The following is a 17,112-nucleotide window of genomic DNA, read 5'->3' as shown; positions in this document are numbered from 1 at the left end:
CTGATGGCCAAGCTGAGCGATCTCATCCCCACACTGGCACAGGTTCTGCCAATGCCGGAGCAGACGGTGGCGATGTATGCGCGGCACCTGCGTGAGGCCAAACTGATCTCGTCGGGGGGAAGAGGACCGGGCGCAGCGCAGATGACCGCGACGGACTGCGCGCGGCTGCTGATCGCGATCATGGCGGCCGACCAAGTCAAGGACGCTGCCAGTGCCGTCGAAGCATACTGGCCGCTGGTGATGGAGGAAATCGACACGAAACTTGGGCTGCCAGCCGAAAAGCGTGAGGGCTGGGCCGATCTTCCCGAAGCCATCCTCGACATCCTAATGCCTGATGGGAACGAAGAGCAGAGCTTCGGGGAAACCGTGGCTTCCCTGATTGAAGGGGTTCGTCTCGGCACCCTGACCCAAGCCATGGCGGGAATGCGCGATCCATATCTGCGCGTCGAGATCGAGCGGCGATTTCTGACAGGGAAGATCGCTTTCCAGAACGACAATGCGGGCCTTGGCTACCCACAACTTGCGCTTCTGGCCCAGTTCGAATTGCCGGAAGGTCCCGAGCGGGAGCAAAGGGAACAAGAGGATTTCAGTGTCGGCGGAGATGCCATGATCACCTTCGCCGTCGGCTACAGAACGATCAACGCGCTGGGCGCGCTGATCCGCACCTAGGAGGACAGGACATGCAGGAAGGAATGCGGGCTCGTCCCGCCACGGGAGAGGCTTGCCCGGCGCTGGCCGACGATCTGTTGCGCGGTGCGGACGCCATTGCGCAATTCGTCTTCGGCGACGCGGGGCAGCGACGGAAGGTCTATTACTACGCCAGCGAGGCCAAGGTGAAGCTGCCGGTCTTCCGGATGGGCAATGTCATCTGTGCGCGGAAATCCCGGCTGCTCGGCTGGATCGAGATGCAGGAGGGCGCGCAATGAGCGAGGACTGGCTTCTCGACATCACCACCGACGATCATGTGGTGCTGGGCAATCGCATCCGGGGCTGTCGCGATGTGCTCATGTATGTCGTGCGGCAGTCCCTGCCCGGCACCTCGCCCCACATCGAGGCGCGACAGGCGGTTGCCGCGCTGGACCGGCTGCGGTCGGAATTGGACTGCACGCTCCGGGTCACGACGCCGCGGGACCGCGATCCGCGCCACATCGCCGAGCGGGTCTACTACGGGCCGCAGCGCCTGATCGGCAGCCTGGCCGGGTATGAGGAACGCTGGAACGACGACTTCGCGATGTGGGACCTGGTGGAGGAGGATTGACCATGGAGGACGCGATCCGCCTGACCGACGACACGACCGGCGATGACGCAGGCGGCGCGTTCCCCATGGCCCTGCCCGAGGATCCGACCGACCTGCGCCTGGCGCTTCATCGCAACGGCTATCGCCCGGTGCCGGTGCTTGGCGCGCACGTCGCGATGAAGGCGGCGGGCAAGCGGCCGATGATGAAGGGATGGGAGACGGTCTGCGCCAGCGCCGACGAGGGCGAGATCGCCCGCTGGTCGAAGGCGCAGCGCAACTGCACCAACACCGGTCTTCTCTGCGGCGATCTGGTCGGCGTCGATATCGACGTGCTGGACGTGAACCTTGCCGACCGGCTGCGCGACATGGCCATGGCGATGCTCGGCCCCACGCCGCTCCTGCGCATCGGCAAGGCCCCGAAATGCCTGCTCGCCTTCCGCACCGAGGCACCGTTCGACAAGGTGCAGACCAGCGAATTCCAGATGCCGGACGGCACGGTGGCGCGCGTCGAGGTGCTGGCGACCGGGCAGCAGTTCGTGGCCTTCGGCATCCACCCTGGCACGAAGGCGCCCTATCACTGGCCGGACCGCTCGCCGCTCGATGTGCCGCTGACCGACCTGCCCGTGGTCACCCGCGACACCTGTGCCGCCTTCATCGCCGCCGCCGAGGAAGCCTTGCGCAAGGCAGGCGGCCAGACCAGCGCCGAACGCCGAGACATCGACCGCGAGGGGCGCAAGGTCGCGGGCCTCAAGCCGAAGGAAGCCCCGTCGCACGACCTGATCGCCGAGGCCATCGCCCATATCCCGAACAACGACCTGCCCTATGACGACTGGATCAAGGTGGGTCTCGCCCTCTATGCCGCGCTTGGCCCCGATGGCCGCCCCCTTTGGGAGGCCTGGTCGGCCGAGGCCGCGAAGAATGACCCGACCCACACGGCGCAGAAGTGGGACAGCTTCGCCAGTGTGCGCAATGTCACGGTCGGAACATTGTTCTGGCTGGCCCGGCAGAACGGCTGGCGGGCCGAGAAGCCTCGCCGGGCGCGCACGACCCACCCAAGCCGGGAAGCATCCGAAGATGGCGCGGCCGAGGGCAATCGTCCCCTGATCCGCATCCGCGCAGGCATGATGCCCGAGACCATCGACGAGGCCGAACAGGCGCTGCTCGGGGCCGGGCTGGGCCTCTATCAGCGCGGCAGCATCGTCGTGCGTCCGGCCATGGTGCCGGTGGCGATCTCGGGCGGCCGGCAGATCGACGCGCCACGCCTGATCCACGTCCGGGCGCATCACATGGCCGAGGCCTTTACCAAGGCCGCCTATTGGGAACGCTACGACATGCGCGCCGGGGACTGGATCCCCACCGACTGCTCGCAGCGGCTGGCCGAAACCTATCTGGCGCGCGAGGGCCAGTGGCGCCTGCCGGTCCTGACCGGGATCATCAATGCCCCTACCCTGCGCGAGGATGGATCGATCCTCGACCAGCCCGGCTATGATGCGCAGACGGGCCTCCTGTTCGATCCGCAGGGCGAACGCTTCCCCCTGCTGCCGCGCGAGCCCGACCGCTACACGGCGCTGCGCGCGCTGGCCTTCCTGCGCGACCTGATCGACAGCTTTCCTTTCGTGACACCCGCCGACCGATCCGTGGCGCTGTCGGCCATCCTGACCACTCTGATCCGCCGCTCGCTGCCCACGGCACCCCTGCACGGCTTCAACGCACCCACGGCGGGGACGGGCAAATCCATGCTGGTCGATATCGCCAGCATGATCGCCACCGCCCGACCCGCGCCGGTTATCGCGCAGGGCAAGACCGAGGAGGAGATGGAAAAGCGCCTCGGCGCGGCCCTGATCGCAGGCGACGTGCTGATCGCCATCGACAACTGCGAGGAACCGCTGGGCGGGGAGTTGCTCTGCCAGGCGATGACGCAGACCAGCCTCAAGGTGCGGATCCTCGGCACGTCGCTGAATGCCGAGGTGCCCAGCAACGCGACGATGTTCGCCACCGGCAACAACCTGACCTTCGTGGGCGACATGACCCGCCGCGCCATCCGCGCCACGCTGGATGCCGGGGTGGAGCGGCCCGAGTTGCGCGCCTTCGACCGCGATCCCCTCGCCCTGGTGGCGGCCCGGCGCGGCGACTACGTCACGGCGGGGTTGACCCTCCTGCGCGCCTTCCACCTCGCGGGCCGCCCTGAGCAGAGCGTGCCGCTGGGCTCCTTCACCACTTGGTCGGGCTGGGTGCGCGATGCGCTGATCTGGCTGAGCGAGGCCGATCCTTGCGAGACCATGGAGGGCATGCGCGGCGCGGATCCCAAGCTCGAGGCGCTGACGGCGGCGCTGGAGGAATGGCGATCGGTGATCGGCACCGACCGCGTGACCGTGCGCGAGATCATCGAGCGGGCCGCCGCGCAGCAGACCCAGCTGTTCGGCAAGGCGGAATACGTGAACCCCGAGTTCCGCGAGGCCCTGCTCCGCGTCGCGGGCGAGGGCGGCGCGATCAACGGCACGCGGCTCGGCAAGTGGCTGTCGCAGCATCAGAACCGCGTCGTCGCGGGCCACCGCATCATCGCGGCGGGCACCACCGGCAACCGGGCGCGGTGGCAACTGGACATCGTGACGACCGAGGCAACTGCGGCTCCCGACGGTTCTGATCCGTTCCGGATGGCTGCCAATGCGTGACGTTCTTTCCCGAGTAGCCCGGTTAGGTTGGGTGGGTTGGGTTAGGTGCTCCCCGCCGGGAACAATGTTTGTCACCAAAACTGTCGGTGACGTGGCATGGCCACCGTACCGACACGACGCCACGCGTGATGCGTGTGTGATGACATTTACCAGAACGGGCCGAGATCACCTCACCCATCCCACCCACCCTAACCAGACGGATCGGGAACGGGCGGCAGGGCGCGGGACGGTCCGTGGAATTATCAGAACGGTCGGGATCGCCGGGCGGTTCCTCCCGGGCCAATTCGTATGCGGGGGAGCGCAGCGCATAAGCCTGCCAGCGTCAGGGGGCGGAAATGACTAAACTCGACAGCGCCGAGACCAAGACCGCCTTCGCCGCACGGGTCGGCCTGACCAAGGGGCGCATCTCGCAGCTCGTGGCCGAGGGCCTGCCGGTGCGCCCGGACGGCCAGATCGACGTCGCGGTAGGACTCGCCTGGATCGAGGACAACCTTGAGCCTGCCCGCCGCAACAGGGGCGGTACCGCTGCGACCCCTGCGCGCGTCTCGACCACGCTTGCCGAGGCCAAGCGGCTGCATGAGATCGTCAAGGTCCAGCGGGCCAAGCTGGCCTTCGAGAAGGAACAGGGCCTGCTGGTCGAAACCGCCGCCGCAACTCGCACCGTGTTCGCCCGCGCGCGTGCCGAACGCGACGCGCACATGGCATGGGTGCAGCGCACCGCCCCGCTGCTGGCGGCCGAGGTCGGGGCCGATCCCCGCGCCACCTTTGCCGCAATGGACCGGATGATGCGCGAGCATCTCGAACATCTGGCCGACATGCCGCTGGGGAGTTTTGGCGATGGTGCCTGAGATTGACCTTGCCTGGCGGCGCGGCATCCGCCCGGAACCGCCGATCCCTGTATCGGACTGGGCCGACCGCCACCGCATCCTGCCGCCGACCTCGGCGGAACCGGGCCGCTGGCGCACGGATCGCACTCCATACTTGCGGGCGGTGATGGATGCGCTGTCCACCTCCAGCCCCTATGAACGGGTCGTGCTGATGAAGGGCGCGCAGACCGGCGGCTCCGAGGCCGGGCTGAACTGGCTGGGTTACATCATCCAGAACGCCCCCGGCATCGCCATGCTGGTCATGCCCTCGCTCGACATGGTGCGGCGCAACACCACCGTCCGCATCGACCCGCTGATCGAGGCGACCCCTGCCCTGCGCGATCTGGTGTCGGCCCCGAGGTCACGCGACGCCGGGAACAGCCTGTTCCGCAAATCCTTCCCCGGCGGCCAGTTGGTGATGACCGGCGCCAACAGCGCGGTGGGGCTGCGGTCCACGCCCGTGCGCTACCTGTTCCTGGACGAGGTGGATGGCTATCCCGGCGATGCCGACGGCGAGGGCGATCCGGTTGATCTGGCGATCCAGCGCACGACCACCTTCCGAGGGCGGCGCAAAATCTACATGGTCTCGACGCCCACGCTGAAAGGCCACTCCCGCATCGAAGCTGCGTTCCTCGACAGCGACCAGCGGTATTTCCATGTCCCCTGCCAGCACTGCGGCGACATGGCCCCGATCACTTGGGCGCGCATCCGGTGGCCCGACGGGCAACGCGACGCCGCCTATCTGGTCTGCGAGGCCTGCGGCGGCGTGCATCATGAACACGACAAGCCCCGCCTGCTGGCCGCTGGTGAATGGCGTCCGACCGCACCGGGCGATGGACGCACCGCGGGGTTCCACCTGTCGTCGCTCTACTCGCCGTGGGAAACTTGGGCCGAGATCGCGCAGGAGCATGCCCGCGTGGCCAAGGATCCCGCCCGCCTGCAGGTCTGGGTCAACACCAAGCTGGGCGAGTCCTGGGAGGACCAGGCGGGCGACACCGTCCCTGCCGATCCTCTCATGGCCCGGCGCGAGGACTGGGGCAGCGACCTCGCCCCCGGCGTGGCCGTGCTGACGGCGGGTGTCGATGTTCAGGGCGACCGGATCGAGGTGCAGATCGTCGGCTGGGGCCGCGACGAGGAGGCGTGGGTCACCGACTACCGCGTGCTGTGGGGCGATCCTTCGGGCCCGCGCCTCTGGTCCGATCTCGATGGCGTACTGAACGGCACTTGGGGCGACCTGCCCGTGCGCGCCGTGGCGGTGGATACCGGCGGCCACCACACCAAGATGGCCTATGAGTTCTGCCGCACCCGTCTCGCCCGCCGCGTCTGGGCGATCAAGGGCCGCGGCGGTCCCGGCTTGCCAGTATGGCCCCGCCGCCCCACCCGCACGAACAAGGGCAAGATCCCGCTCTTCATCGTCGGCGTCGATGCCGTGAAGGACGCCGTCTACGCGCGTCTGAAACTGACCCAACCCGGCCCCGGCGCGATCCACTTCCCCCGCCGTCTCGACGCCGACTACTTCCGCCAGCTGACCGCCGAACGCGTCGTCACCCGCTTCGAGAAGGGCCGCCCCATCCGCTCCTGGCAACCCAAGCGCGACGGCGAACGCAACGAGGCACTGGACACCTTCGTCTACGCCCACGCCGCCCTGCATGGGCTAATCAGCATGGGGATGCGGCTGAACGAGGAGGTGGAGAGGGTGAAGACGGCGTCAGCGCGGCAGGACCGCGAGGCGGAGCGGGTGATCCGGTCGGCATGGATGCGGTAGCTTGCAAGGCATTTTCTCAGTGGACGCTTCAGGTCTACAATGGTACCTACAACCAAAATGAACAACCCGGGAAAAGTGGGGCGGGCGGTGCAACATCACAAGACGATCTACTTTTCCGACTTGGCGGGAAATCATCGGGGCCGTCGCGGGCTTACAGTCGCCTTTGGCCCTGACGACGCCGACCTTTTCCAAAGTATAGAGCATCTAAGCAGTGCACGGCTGCGAAAACTCATAGGCGTTGACAGTTTCGATGACCTCGAACGTGCCGCACAGGATGCACGGACAAACATCAACCATTTCTGCAAGATTCGGCTCAGCGAGCATGTAGCGTCCGGTCTCTTGACCGACGAAGGGGCGTTCAAAGACCAGCTCCAGGTAACCTTCGCAGGCGGCCGCCACGATCCGTTGCACAACTGGTTTCCTTATCTTGAAGGGTACTCCCCTGATTTCGTATGGGAAGTTTATAGCCGATACTGCGATGGAGCAGAGCGTGTCCTCGATCCATTCGCTGGATCTGGAACGACGCCAATGACCATCATGGGCCTCGGAAAAACAGGGCTTTTCTCGGATGTAAACCCACTGTGCATCCATGTGATCAAAGCAAAGTCGCTAGCGCGAACCCTCAGTCACGGGAAGCGTTGTGAATACTCCGAGAAGCTCTTGGCGCTCGCAAAGGTTGCCAAGGACAAAACGGCGAGCTACCCGAGGCATGAAAAGTTGGATGGCAGTTACCGTGCGACCTTCGGAAAGAGCGAGTTCTTTTCGCCAGAGCAGTACGAATCCATTCTTCGCGTTCGCAGCATCCTAGATCAAGTGGACATTTCCGCTGTTCGCCAACTCGCTGAGGTAGCAGCGATCCGCAGCCTCATTCCGGCCTCGCGCCTCATTCGCAGAGGCGATCTCCGTTTCAAGCGCGAGGATGAGGAAAGACGCGGAACCGACGACTTCATCGAGGCCTTCGGCTCCTCTCTCGAACTGATCGCGAACGATCTCCATGAATTGAAGCCTTCGAACGGCTCAATCCTTCAGGTGGGGATGAGTGCACTTGAAAATCGATACAACGACGGCCTAGATGCCATCATCACCTCTCCACCGTATCTCAATGGAACAAATTACTTCCGCAACACTAAAGTCGAACTGTGGTTTCTCGGGCACCTCAATTCAAGAGCCGACCTGAGCGCATTTCGAGACCAAGCGATTACGGCAGGCATCAACGATGTTACAAAAGCCAAGTCTAATCGGCGCGATGGTAGGTTTGCGTCTGGGAAGCTCGACCAGATCGTTAGCGAAATCAATGAATGCGCCTACGATCAACGTATACCAGCAATGGTACGCACCTATTTTAACGACATGCATGAGGCGCTCCGTCCCGCCCTCGCCGCGCTACCGGAGCATGGTCGTGTCTGCATTGATATTGGAGACAGCGTCTATGGTGGCGTCCATGTGCCCACTGACCAACTGATCGTTGAGATTGGCGAACGCCTTGGCTTCGAATTGAAGGACGACGTGACGCTTCGCGAACGCATTTCCCGAAGTGGACAAAAACTCCGGCAGTCCCTTCTTGTCCTTGAGAAGCCGTCCAAAGGTCGTGTGGAGCGCATATCCACACGCTCGAAATGGCAGTCATTTAGAACGAGCTTGCCACATCGGGAACCTAGAATGGCCGCGCGCAATTGGGGAAACAAGCTCCACTCACTTTGCTCGTACCAGGGCAAGCTGAAACCTGCCATTGCATCCAGCCTTGTTGATATCTTCGTCGGAGACGGCGGTTCCATGCTGGACCCGTTCTCCGGCGTGGGCACTATTCCGTTTGAGGCATCGTTGCGCGGCGCGACATCGTTCGCGCTCGAGATTAGTCCGTCAGCATTTCGGATCTCCCACGCTAAACTTAGTTCTCCCAGTCGCGCTCAAATTGATGAGGTTCTTGAGAATCTCGAAGCCTTTTTGAGAGACTACCGGGCAAGCGATGCCGAAATCGAGCGCGCATTGCAGATCAAATTCAACAAGAAACTGGATGAGTATTTTCATCCAGACACCTTCAATGAAGTTCTCGGCGCCAGGAAGTTCATGGCGTTAAACACCCGCTCGTCGCCCGCTCTATCCATGGTGCATGCTGCGTTGCAACACATCCTGCATGGAAACAGACCTTACGCTCTCAGCCGACGGTCGCACCCACTGACGCCATATTCTCCAACCGGGCCTTTCGAATATCGGAGCCTAATGGAGCGACTTCGTACCAAGATCGAACGAAGCCTTGAAGTTGACCGCGGAGATAAGTTTCGCGAAGGTCACATCTGGCAGATGGACTCTACCGATCCCTGGCCCGATGAGATCAACGACCTCGATGCGGTCATCACCTCCCCGCCGTTTTTTGATAGCACTCGCTTCTATCTTGGGAATTGGATGCGCCTGTGGTTTTCCGGATGGGAGGTTGAAGACTTCAAAATTCAACCACAGAAGTACATCGATGAACGCCAGAAGACCGGGTTTGATGTCTATGAGCCGATCATTCGACAATCCCGTGAACGACTGAAGCTTGGCGGCTTCATGGTGCTTCACCTAGGAGAAAGCAAAAAGTGCGACATGGCCGAAGAGATTGCGAAGGTTGCGCAGCCATTCTTCAGGACGTTCGACGTGTTTTCGGAGAGTGTCGAGCACTGTGAAAAACACGGCCTCCGAGACAAGGGATCCGTGACAGCCCACCAGTATCTAGTGCTTCAGAGCTAGCTGGCGGCGCTGCCGAGTTGCTTGTCAGCTTGCTCGATGATGCTCTTCGAGATTGATGTCGAGACAGAAAAGAAATCGAACCCTGTCATCTTGAGGATTCGGTTTCTGACCTTGATGATCTCGTCGATGTAAGCGGCGTATTTTGCAAGCAGCTGATCGACGAAGACCTTGTTGTTCAGTGCCTTGAGAGCGTCTGGGTTAATGTGTGCAGGGCCCCGAAGCGTCTCGTAAGGTACGCCCGTACTTATCGCCAAACGCTTCAATTCAGCATCGGAATAGTAGTCACTTGGCCAGCTTCCGGACTTTTGACCGTTGTGAAGTCCACACAGCAGCGTCGCGTTGTCTGTCGTCAACGGCCAAAGGAGTGATACCGGCAGCGTGTGATCCAAATGACCTTCCTTCGGATTGCTGAGATCACATCCACACTTGAAGCATTTGTTGTCGAATCTCTTTCGAACTAGACCGCTATCGATCTTACCTGGTCCAGTGATGTCCAAGTACAAGCGTCTCTTTTGCGCCGCTTCTCGATGCTGGTCCGTTATCCGCGTCTGGTTTTTGATCCCATTATAGACTGTCTTGCAGAGACGACACTCGCCTTGCCTACCTGACTTCCGCGGGGCATGCTTATGGAATGCCTCTAGTGGCTTCAGGGCATTGCAGATAATGCAATATTTGTACTGCATCGCCTCAGCAACATAGTCGTCGATCAGGATTTCGAACGACCCATCCTCAATTTTGCTGTTCGTGGTCGTATTCCAGAGCTCATAGTCGTAAAACTTCTGAGCGTCGCCCATCCGATGCACGTACCCACACGCAGGGCACTGAAGCTCAAAATCTTCACCCAGTGTGTCCTCTCGGACTGCTATGATCTCTTGGCACTCTGGGTTGAAGCACTGAAATACCTTGAAAACGACGTCTCCCATGTCTTTGACATGGGCAGCCCGTACTTGATCGAACTTCTTGACTTCGGTGTATGCCTTGCGCCTCGCCATACCTCTTTCTACTGGCGGCATTCTCCAAACACAATCCGGACGAAAGGGCGTACGGGGGACGGAAAGGCACCGCTCGGGATTCCCAAACATTCCCAATAGCTTGCCTCCCCCCTGCCATGCGACTCTCCCCGCATGCCCAGTCTGCTCCACCGCCTATTCAGCCGCCTCGGCACCCGTACGTTTGACGCTGCGGGGCGCGGTCGGCGTTGGGATGGGGCGCGAACGGTCGATGGGCTGAACACGGCGATCCTCGCGGGGGCGACCACAGCAGCGCGACGGGCGGGATGGTATGCGCGGAACAACCCTTGGGTCGCGGCGGCGGTGGACAGCCTCGTGGGCAATGTCGTCGGGGCCGGGATCAAGCCGCAGTCCACCCATCCTGACCGTGCGGTGCGTGAACGGCTTCAGATGCTGTGGCTGCGCTGGACAGATCATGCCGATCCCGGTGGACTGGCGGATTTCTATGGGCTTCAGGCCATGGCCGTGCGGGCGATGGTTGAGGGCGGCGAGGGCTTCGCGCGGTTGCGTGTGGTGCCGGATGCAGTCACTGTCCCCCTGCACATCGACCTGCTGGACCGGGACCAGGTACCGCTGGACCTGCACCGCGACATCGGTGGTAGCGCACGCATCCGGGCGGGGATCGAATTCAACGGCGCTGGGCAGCGCGCCGCCTACTGGGTGATGCGCGACCGGCCCGGCGATCCGCTGACTTCCCAACGGCTGGAACCGCTGCGCTTGCCTGCCGCCGACTGCCTGCATCTGTTCAAGCCGCTGGCGGCTGGGCAGTTGCGCGGCATCACCTGGCTGGCCCCGGTGCTGCTACGGCTGCATGAGTTGGACCAATTCGAGGATGCGGCGCTGGTCAAGGCCAAGGTCGCTGCGCTGTTCACCGGCTTCATCACCGATCCCGACGGCACGGCAGGCGGGCTTTCCGGCACGAACACCAATGGTGCACTGACCGTGGGCATGGAGCCCGGCAGCCTGATCCCCTTGCCGCCCGGCACCGACATCCGATTTTCCAACCCGACCGAGCACGACGCCTACGCGCCCTTCGTGAAGAACCACCTTCGCGCCGTCGCTGCTGGCATGGGCCTGCCCTATGAACTGGTCTCGGGCGATCTGGAGGGCGTGACCTATTCCTCGATCCGCGCCGGGCTGATCGAGTTTCGCCGCCGCGTCGAGCAGTTGCAGCACAACGTGGTCGTCCATCTGTTCTGCCGCCCGGTCTGGGAACGGTTCGTGCGGCTGGCGGTGCTGTCAGGCGATCTGCCCGCGCGGGACTTCGACCGCGATCCGGCCGCCTATCTCGCCTGCGAATGGCTCCCGCCGAAGTTCGACTATGTCGATCCCAAGAAGGACGTCGAAGCAGAGATCCTCGCCATCAACGCCGGGCTCAAGAGCCGGACGCAGGCGATTTCCGAGCGGGGCTACGACGCCGAACAGGTCGATGCCGAGATTGCCGCCGACACGGCGCGGTCGGATGCGCTGGGGCTGAGCTTCGGCGCGCCGCCTGTCCAGAAGGAGGACATCCCCGATGACTGACACCGTCACCCTGCTGACCCACCGCGCCGACCTGGCCCCAGCCAGCGCCGATCGCGACGCCCGCACCGTCGAGGTGATCTGGTCCACCGGCGCGCCCGTGCGCCGCCGTGACATGGCTGGCCCCTATGTCGAACGCCTCAGCCTTACGCCGGATGCGGTGGACCTGTCGCGGCTGCAGGGGGCCAGCGTGCTGGATGCCCACCGGCAATCCGCCGTCCGCGACGTCCTTGGCAGCGTGCAATCCGCCGCAGTCGATGGTCAACGAGGCACGGCGCTGATCCGCTTCTCGTCCCGCCCAGAGGTTGAACCGATCTGGCAGGACGTGCTGTCAGGCATCCTGCGGCACGTCTCGGTCGGCTATTCGGTCGAGGAATGGTCCGAGACGACGGAGAGCGGCGCGCGGGTGCTGACTGCCATCCACTGGACGCCCCACGAGATTTCCCTGGTGCCGACGCCCGCCGACCCCGGCGCCCACATCCGCATGGAGACCCACATGACCGACACCACCAGCACGCCTGCCCAGCCCGAGACGCAGACCCGCGCCGCGATCAACACCGAGATCCGTTCCATCGCGCGCATCGCCGGGCTGGATCAGTCCTGGATCGACGGCCAGATCGACGCCGCCGCCGATGCCGACAGCGCCCGCCGTGCCGCCTTCGAGACGCTGGCGATCCGCAGCGCGCCGACGATCCGCACCGAACAGGTCCGCGTCGAGATGGGCGACAGCCAGGACGACCCGGCCCTGCGCGCCCGTCAGATGGGCGAGGCTCTCTATGCGCGCATCAACCCGCGCCATGACCTCAGCGAACCGGCCCGCCGCTATGCCTATGCCACGCCGGTGGACATGGCCAAGGAACTGCTGACCCTGCGCGGCGAGTCCACCATGGCGCTGTCGCCCGCAAGCCTTGTCACCCGCGCGCTGCACACGACATCAGACTTCCCGATCATCCTCGGCAACACCGTAGGCCGTGTGCTGCGCGATGCCTATCAGGCCGCGCCTTCGGGAGTTCGCCGCCTTGGCCGCCAGACCTCGGCGCGCGACTTCCGGGCGGTGAACAAGATCATGCTGGGCGAGGCGCCGCTGCTGGAGAAGCTGAACGAGGCGGGCGAGATCAAGGCCGGGACCATGGCCGAGGCGCGCGAGGCCTACAAGATCGAGACCTGGGCGAAGAAGATCGGCATCACTCGGCAGGTGCTTGTGAACGACGACCTCGGCGCCTTCGCAGACCTCGCGCGACGCATGGGCCAGGGCGCGGCCGAGACAGAGGCGCGGATCCTCGTGACCCTCTTGGAGGCGAACAGCGGCAGCGGGCCGACCCTGTCGGACAACAAGGCGCTGTTCCATGTCGATCACGGCAACCGGGCGACGACGGGCGCTGTGATCTCCGACGCCACTCTGTCCGCCGCGCGTCTTGCCCTGCGCACCCAGAAGGGCATCGAGGGCCGCGTGATCCGCGTGACGCCGAAGAACCTGCTGGTGCCGCCTGCGCTGGAGACCGTGGCCGAGAAGTGGCTGGCAACCATCGCGCCTGCCACCGCCGCCGACGTGAACCCGTTTTCGGGAGCCATGTCGCTGGTGGTCGAACCGCGCCTGACCAGCGCCACCCGCTGGTATGTGACGGCAGACCCCGGCGAGATCGACGGCCTCGAGTTCGCCTATCTCTCGGGCAACGAAGGGCCCCAGGTGGAAAGCCGATCGGGCTGGGACGTGGACGGCGTGGAAATCCGGGTGATCCTCGATTTCGGCGCAGGCTTCATCGACCACCGCGGCTGGTTCCAGAATCCCGGGGCATGACGTGGCCGACCTCGCCCAACTGACCGCCTGGCGCGACGCCCTGATGGCCGCCCGCTATCAGGGCATCCGCACCGTCGAATACGACGGCAAGCGGGTGACCTATGCCAGCGATGCGGAAATGGCCGCCGCGCTGGGCGACCTCAACCGCCAGATCACCGGCACCACGGCACGCATCGCCGTGGTCCGCATCCAATCCTCGAAAGGGCTTTGACCATGAAGAACCACATTCAGAAAGGCGACATCATCACCGTGCCCGCTCCTGCAGGCGGCGTCGCCTCTGGCGAAGGGGCGATCATCGGCAACATCTTCGGCATCGCCGCATACTCGGCCGCTGTGGGCGATCCGGTCGAACTGGCCACCACCGGCGTCTATCAGCTGCCGAAAGCCACCGCCGCGGTTCTGACGGTCGGCGCGCGCGTTGCCTGGGACAACACGGCCAAGAACATCAACGTGCCGGGCGCTGGGCGCTTCCCTGTCGGCATCGCGACCGAGGCGGCCGGAAACGGCATCACCAGCGTCGCGGTGCGGCTGGATGGGAACGCGACGGCGGCGGCTTAGCGTCCGACCTGCGCAGCGGCTTGCTCGATCCATGTCGGGAAGTAGAACGAGCCATTGTCCTGCTTCCAGTCGTAGATGCGGAACAGGTTTTCGAGGTTGTCGGCATCCTTCAGCCTCGGGAGCCAGGGAAGCGAGCGCAGCGGAACAGCCTGCACCTCCGTGTATTCGCGCCACTGCCCGTTTGGGCCGACTTCATGAAACCGCACCATCTCGTAGCGCCGGTCGACCGTGTAACCGAGATAGCGAAGCGGGTTCGGTCCCGGCTGCGGCGTTGGTGCCGCGCCGTGATCGCCAGCCAGCAGGGCGCCGAGGAGAGAGTTATGCGGTGGCGCCTGCCGCTCAGTGGCGAGGCCCAGTAGCCCACCGAGTGTAGGCTCCGGACGGGATGCGTAGCCTGCGAGCGCGTTCGAAGGCGGCGATGGTCCGAAGAACCCGGCAAGAGCGTTTGTCGGCTGCCCCGGCTTGAAACCCACATCGTGAATCCGCACGCCGAGTATGCCGTTACCGCGAGCAAGGCTCTTGATGATCTCGTAGCGCACCCATGGGCGTTGCCATGTCTGGCCACCAATCAGGACGCACGTGACCGAACTGCCGTCGAGACCGCCGTTGATCATCCGCTTGATCGCGAGCGGCCCCTGTTTCTTCACCTCTTCCCATAGGCTCTTGTCGTGGAACCGGGCAGCTTTCGTATACCGCCTTGTGATCTGGTCGGAATTGCGGACCACGTTGACGCGTGTGACGTCATCGTAATGGAAGCTGAAGAATACCTTACGGGGCATCGGGGGGCCTCAACGAAAAGAATGCCAGCGCAACGACGACAACTGCGAGGACAGCCGCATGGAACCAGAGCACGGGGGTGGCACCCAACGTGCGGAACCAACTTGAAACCTCACCGGCGAATGGCCGGGCATCGAGGCTGAAGCGGTTGTCAGGGCTCGGCTCCGCCTTTCGCACGTGATTGTAGAGCGCGCGGAACATTCGTTCTTGCCGCAGATAGTATGCGTCCAAGGCCCAGAAGGTCAGGGATGGCAGAAGTCCCGCGGCCATGGCGAGCGCCGGTTCAGCTCCCCTCACGGCCAACAGGAAGACCGCAGCCACGAGCGTGACCGACCAGCCCTTCAGGACAAACGAGTTGCGCGCGTGGCGCTCGACCACGTCCAGGATGAACTCCAGGTGCTTTGGCAGATCGTCCTTGTCAGTCGTCACCGTGAACTCGCCAACCGCCTCCACTTAGGGAATCGGCGTCATTGTATGTCGGACGCACCACGCACACAACATACAGTGCCATCAGACGGCGTGCTCCGCCTCGGCGCAGATCGCGTCCGTGATCCGCCTGAGCAGTGCAGCATGGTCCGCGAGGGCCGTGACATGGCCCCAGTGCACGTCCTCTGGGCTGGCGAAGAAGTGGTCGTCGCTGGCGGCGCGGATGCGGTCGAGGGCCGCGTCAATCTCGGCCTTCCGCGCGATGAAGGCGGCGAGCGCGGCGTCGTTGGTCTTAGGCATGGGGCGGTCTCGGACATGGTGTCCGGGATCAAGACGGCTCCGGTAGGAGCGGATGGCAAGCGCCGTTGGCCACGAACGTCCCGCGAACAAGGCCCCTGTCCCGTGTCGCATGGGTGTTGCACGGAGGAATCGGGTATGTTCGTAAAGGTTTGGAATCTTTGGGGAATGTGTTGCGCTGTGTTGTAACGCAAAAAGCGCCCCGTGGGGCGCCCTTCCCCGGAATAAGCCTTTGATATCTTGGTGTAAAAACTGGTTGCGGGGGCAGGATTTGAACCTGCGGCCTTCAGGTTATGAGCCTGACGAGCTACCGGGCTGCTCCACCCCGCGACAGGTGGTGTCTGATTGGGGGATTTTGTGATCGTTTGGAGGGAGTTTTATGTGTTTCTTTCTAGGTTTGGCGGTGACCTACTCTCCCACGTCTTGAGACGGAGTACCATTGGCGCGACGGCACTTAACGGCCGGGTTCGGGATGGGACCGGGTGTTTTGCTCGTGCTATGACCACCAAACCGAGGAAGAAACACGCCCCACGCATGCAGCTGTCGCTGCATGGCGGCGCTTCATCAGTGTTTTCATTGTTCCAAGATTGCTTTTGATGTCAGACAGCCTTGCTGTTTCTGGATCAAATCAAGCCTATCGGGCAATTAGTACCGGTCAGCTGAACGCATTGCTGCGCTTACACCTCCGGCCTATCGACGTGGTGGTCTTCCACGGCCCTCAAGGGAGACCTTGTTTTGAAGGGGGCTTCCCGCTTAGATGCCTTCAGCGGTTATCCTGTCCGTTCATAGCTACCCAGCACTGCCGTTGGCACGACAACTGGTCCACCAGTGGAACGTTCACCCCGGTCCTCTCGTACTAGGGGCAACTCTTCTCAAGTCTCCTACACCCACGGCAGATAGGGACCGAACTGTCTCACGACGTTCTAAACCCAGCTCACGTACCTCTTTAAATGGCGAACAGCCATACCCTTGGGACCTGCTCCAGCCCCAGGATGAGATGAGCCGACATCGAGGTGCCAAACGATGCCGTCGATATGGACTCTTGGGCATCATCAGCCTGTTATCCCCAGAGTACCTTTTATCCGTTGAGCGATGGCCCTCCCACTTGGGACCACCGGATCACTATGGCCGACTTTCGTCTCTGCTCGACTTGTCAGTCTTGCAGTCAGGCTGGCTTCTGCCATTGCACTCAACGAGCGATTTCCGACCGCTCTGAGCCAACCTTCGCGCGCCTCCGTTACTGTTTGGGAGGCGACCGCCCCAGTCAAACTCCCCACCATGCATGGTCCCGGACCCGGATGACGGGCCGCGGTTAGACATCAAGAGTGCGAAGGGTGGTATCTCAAGGGAGGCTCCACAGAGACTGGCGTCCCTGCTTCGATGCCTACCACCTATCCTGCACATCACAATCCTGATGCCAGTGCAAAGCTGGAGTAAAGGTTCATGGGGTCTTTCCGT

General features: G+C 63.3%; 15 protein-coding genes, 1 tRNA gene and 2 rRNA genes (1 of these 18 running past the window's edge). 11 read left to right on the top strand and 7 right to left on the bottom strand.

Annotated features, from left to right (window positions below; all coding sequences use genetic code 11):
- The first annotated feature begins 3 nt into the window (after positions 1–3).
- The 7 genes from TabM4_RS07580 (at position 4) to TabM4_RS07550 (ending at position 9,267) form a co-directional block, all read left to right on the top strand.
- Positions 4–669 carry a hypothetical protein gene (locus TabM4_RS07580; RefSeq protein WP_097031242.1) on the top strand — a complete coding sequence of 222 codons (666 nt, stop codon included), beginning with the start codon at positions 4–6 and terminating at the stop codon, positions 667–669.
- An 11-nt stretch (positions 670–680) separates the two neighbouring features.
- Complete coding sequence (locus tag TabM4_RS07575; protein ID WP_235841008.1) at positions 681–926, top strand: hypothetical protein; 246 nt, start codon at positions 681–683, stop codon at positions 924–926.
- Positions 923–1,258, top strand: coding sequence for a hypothetical protein (locus TabM4_RS07570; RefSeq protein ID WP_097031241.1), 336 nt, complete (start codon positions 923–925; stop codon positions 1,256–1,258). The genes TabM4_RS07575 and TabM4_RS07570 overlap by 4 nt, the downstream gene beginning before the upstream one ends.
- A gap of 2 nt (positions 1,259–1,260) precedes the next feature.
- The gene (locus TabM4_RS07565) at positions 1,261–3,909 is read left to right on the top strand and encodes a PriCT-2 domain-containing protein (protein ID WP_434620669.1); all 2,649 of its coding nucleotides are present in this window, start codon (positions 1,261–1,263) and stop codon (positions 3,907–3,909) included.
- Positions 3,910–4,244: 335 nt separating this feature from the next.
- Entirely contained in the window at positions 4,245–4,757 is a 513-nt protein-coding gene (locus tag TabM4_RS07560) for a hypothetical protein (protein ID WP_434620666.1), read from the top strand.
- Entirely contained in the window at positions 4,747–6,540 is a 1,794-nt protein-coding gene (locus TabM4_RS07555; protein WP_434620664.1) for a phage terminase large subunit family protein, read from the top strand. Before TabM4_RS07560 ends, TabM4_RS07555 begins: the two co-directional genes overlap by 11 nt.
- A gap of 39 nt (positions 6,541–6,579) precedes the next feature.
- Positions 6,580–9,267: a hypothetical protein gene (locus tag TabM4_RS07550; RefSeq protein ID WP_434620661.1), complete on the top strand. Its 2,688-nt coding sequence runs from the start codon at positions 6,580–6,582 to the stop codon at positions 9,265–9,267.
- Here the strand turns inward: TabM4_RS07550 and TabM4_RS07545 are convergent.
- Positions 9,264–10,259 carry an HNH endonuclease gene (locus TabM4_RS07545; protein WP_434620658.1) on the bottom strand — a complete coding sequence of 332 codons (996 nt, stop codon included), beginning with the start codon at positions 10,257–10,259 and terminating at the stop codon, positions 9,264–9,266. The two genes, TabM4_RS07550 and TabM4_RS07545, sit on opposite strands and share 4 nt — an antisense overlap.
- Positions 10,260–10,391: 132 nt before the next feature.
- Between TabM4_RS07545 and TabM4_RS07540 the strand changes: the two genes are divergently transcribed.
- Genes TabM4_RS07540 through TabM4_RS07525 form a run of 4 tightly spaced genes read left to right on the top strand, consistent with a single transcriptional unit; the run spans position 10,392 to position 14,154 of the window.
- Entirely contained in the window at positions 10,392–11,801 is a 1,410-nt protein-coding gene (locus TabM4_RS07540; RefSeq protein WP_434620655.1) for a phage portal protein, read from the top strand.
- A complete protein-coding gene (locus TabM4_RS07535) occupies positions 11,794–13,596 on the top strand; it encodes a prohead protease/major capsid protein fusion protein (protein ID WP_434620652.1) in 1,803 nt (600 codons plus the stop codon). Before TabM4_RS07540 ends, TabM4_RS07535 begins: the two co-directional genes overlap by 8 nt.
- A gap of 1 nt (position 13,597) precedes the next feature.
- A complete protein-coding gene (locus TabM4_RS07530) occupies positions 13,598–13,807 on the top strand; it encodes a phage head-tail joining protein (RefSeq protein WP_023912405.1) in 210 nt (69 codons plus the stop codon).
- A gap of 2 nt (positions 13,808–13,809) precedes the next feature.
- Entirely contained in the window at positions 13,810–14,154 is a 345-nt protein-coding gene (locus tag TabM4_RS07525; protein ID WP_434620648.1) for a DUF2190 family protein, read from the top strand.
- On the opposite strand, the gene TabM4_RS07520 is transcribed toward TabM4_RS07525, so the two are convergent.
- The 6 genes from TabM4_RS07520 to TabM4_RS07495 all read right to left on the bottom strand — a co-directional run.
- Positions 14,151–14,933, bottom strand: coding sequence for a TIR domain-containing protein (locus TabM4_RS07520; protein WP_434620645.1), 783 nt, complete (start codon positions 14,931–14,933; stop codon positions 14,151–14,153). The genes TabM4_RS07525 and TabM4_RS07520 overlap by 4 nt on opposite strands.
- Positions 14,923–15,384, bottom strand: a complete 462-nt coding sequence (locus tag TabM4_RS07515; protein WP_434620642.1) for a hypothetical protein — start codon at positions 15,382–15,384, stop codon at positions 14,923–14,925. Before TabM4_RS07515 ends, TabM4_RS07520 begins: the two co-directional genes overlap by 11 nt.
- A 57-nt stretch (positions 15,385–15,441) precedes the next feature.
- Entirely contained in the window at positions 15,442–15,657 is a 216-nt protein-coding gene (locus TabM4_RS07510) for a hypothetical protein (protein ID WP_434620639.1), read from the bottom strand.
- A 250-nt stretch (positions 15,658–15,907) separates the two neighbouring features.
- Positions 15,908–15,984, bottom strand: a tRNA-Met gene (locus tag TabM4_RS07505).
- Positions 15,985–16,049: 65 nt separating this feature from the next.
- Positions 16,050–16,164 (bottom strand): 5S ribosomal RNA (gene rrf, locus TabM4_RS07500).
- 114 nt (positions 16,165–16,278) lie between these two features.
- Positions 16,279–17,112 (bottom strand): 23S ribosomal RNA (locus tag TabM4_RS07495); it runs 2,013 nt beyond the window's last position.

The sequence above is a fragment of the Tabrizicola sp. M-4 genome (genome assembly GCF_051132405.1).
Taxonomy (GTDB): domain Bacteria; phylum Pseudomonadota; class Alphaproteobacteria; order Rhodobacterales; family Rhodobacteraceae; genus Paragemmobacter.
The sequence above is the reverse complement of the archived record's forward strand: the minus strand, read 5'-3'. Positions and strand labels throughout refer to the sequence as shown.

Excerpts from the sequence above, each read along its gene's own strand:
- TabM4_RS07580 (WP_097031242.1), top strand. The coding sequence starts at position 4 with ATGGCCAAGCTGAGCGATCTCATCCCCACACTGGCACAGGTTCTGCCA.
- TabM4_RS07575 (WP_235841008.1), top strand. The coding sequence starts at position 681 with ATGCAGGAAGGAATGCGGGCTCGTCCCGCCACGGGAGAGGCTTGCCCG.
- TabM4_RS07570 (WP_097031241.1), top strand. The coding sequence starts at position 923 with ATGAGCGAGGACTGGCTTCTCGACATCACCACCGACGATCATGTGGTG.
- TabM4_RS07565 (WP_434620669.1), top strand. The coding sequence starts at position 1,261 with ATGGAGGACGCGATCCGCCTGACCGACGACACGACCGGCGATGACGCA.
- TabM4_RS07560 (WP_434620666.1), top strand. The coding sequence starts at position 4,245 with ATGACTAAACTCGACAGCGCCGAGACCAAGACCGCCTTCGCCGCACGG.
- TabM4_RS07555 (WP_434620664.1), top strand. The coding sequence starts at position 4,747 with ATGGTGCCTGAGATTGACCTTGCCTGGCGGCGCGGCATCCGCCCGGAA.
- TabM4_RS07550 (WP_434620661.1), top strand. The coding sequence starts at position 6,580 with ATGGTACCTACAACCAAAATGAACAACCCGGGAAAAGTGGGGCGGGCG.
- TabM4_RS07545 (WP_434620658.1), bottom strand. The coding sequence starts at position 10,259 with ATGGCGAGGCGCAAGGCATACACCGAAGTCAAGAAGTTCGATCAAGTA.
- TabM4_RS07540 (WP_434620655.1), top strand. The coding sequence starts at position 10,392 with ATGCCCAGTCTGCTCCACCGCCTATTCAGCCGCCTCGGCACCCGTACG.
- TabM4_RS07535 (WP_434620652.1), top strand. The coding sequence starts at position 11,794 with ATGACTGACACCGTCACCCTGCTGACCCACCGCGCCGACCTGGCCCCA.
- TabM4_RS07525 (WP_434620648.1), top strand. The coding sequence starts at position 13,810 with ATGAAGAACCACATTCAGAAAGGCGACATCATCACCGTGCCCGCTCCT.
- TabM4_RS07520 (WP_434620645.1), bottom strand. The coding sequence starts at position 14,933 with ATGCCCCGTAAGGTATTCTTCAGCTTCCATTACGATGACGTCACACGC.
- TabM4_RS07510 (WP_434620639.1), bottom strand. The coding sequence starts at position 15,657 with ATGCCTAAGACCAACGACGCCGCGCTCGCCGCCTTCATCGCGCGGAAG.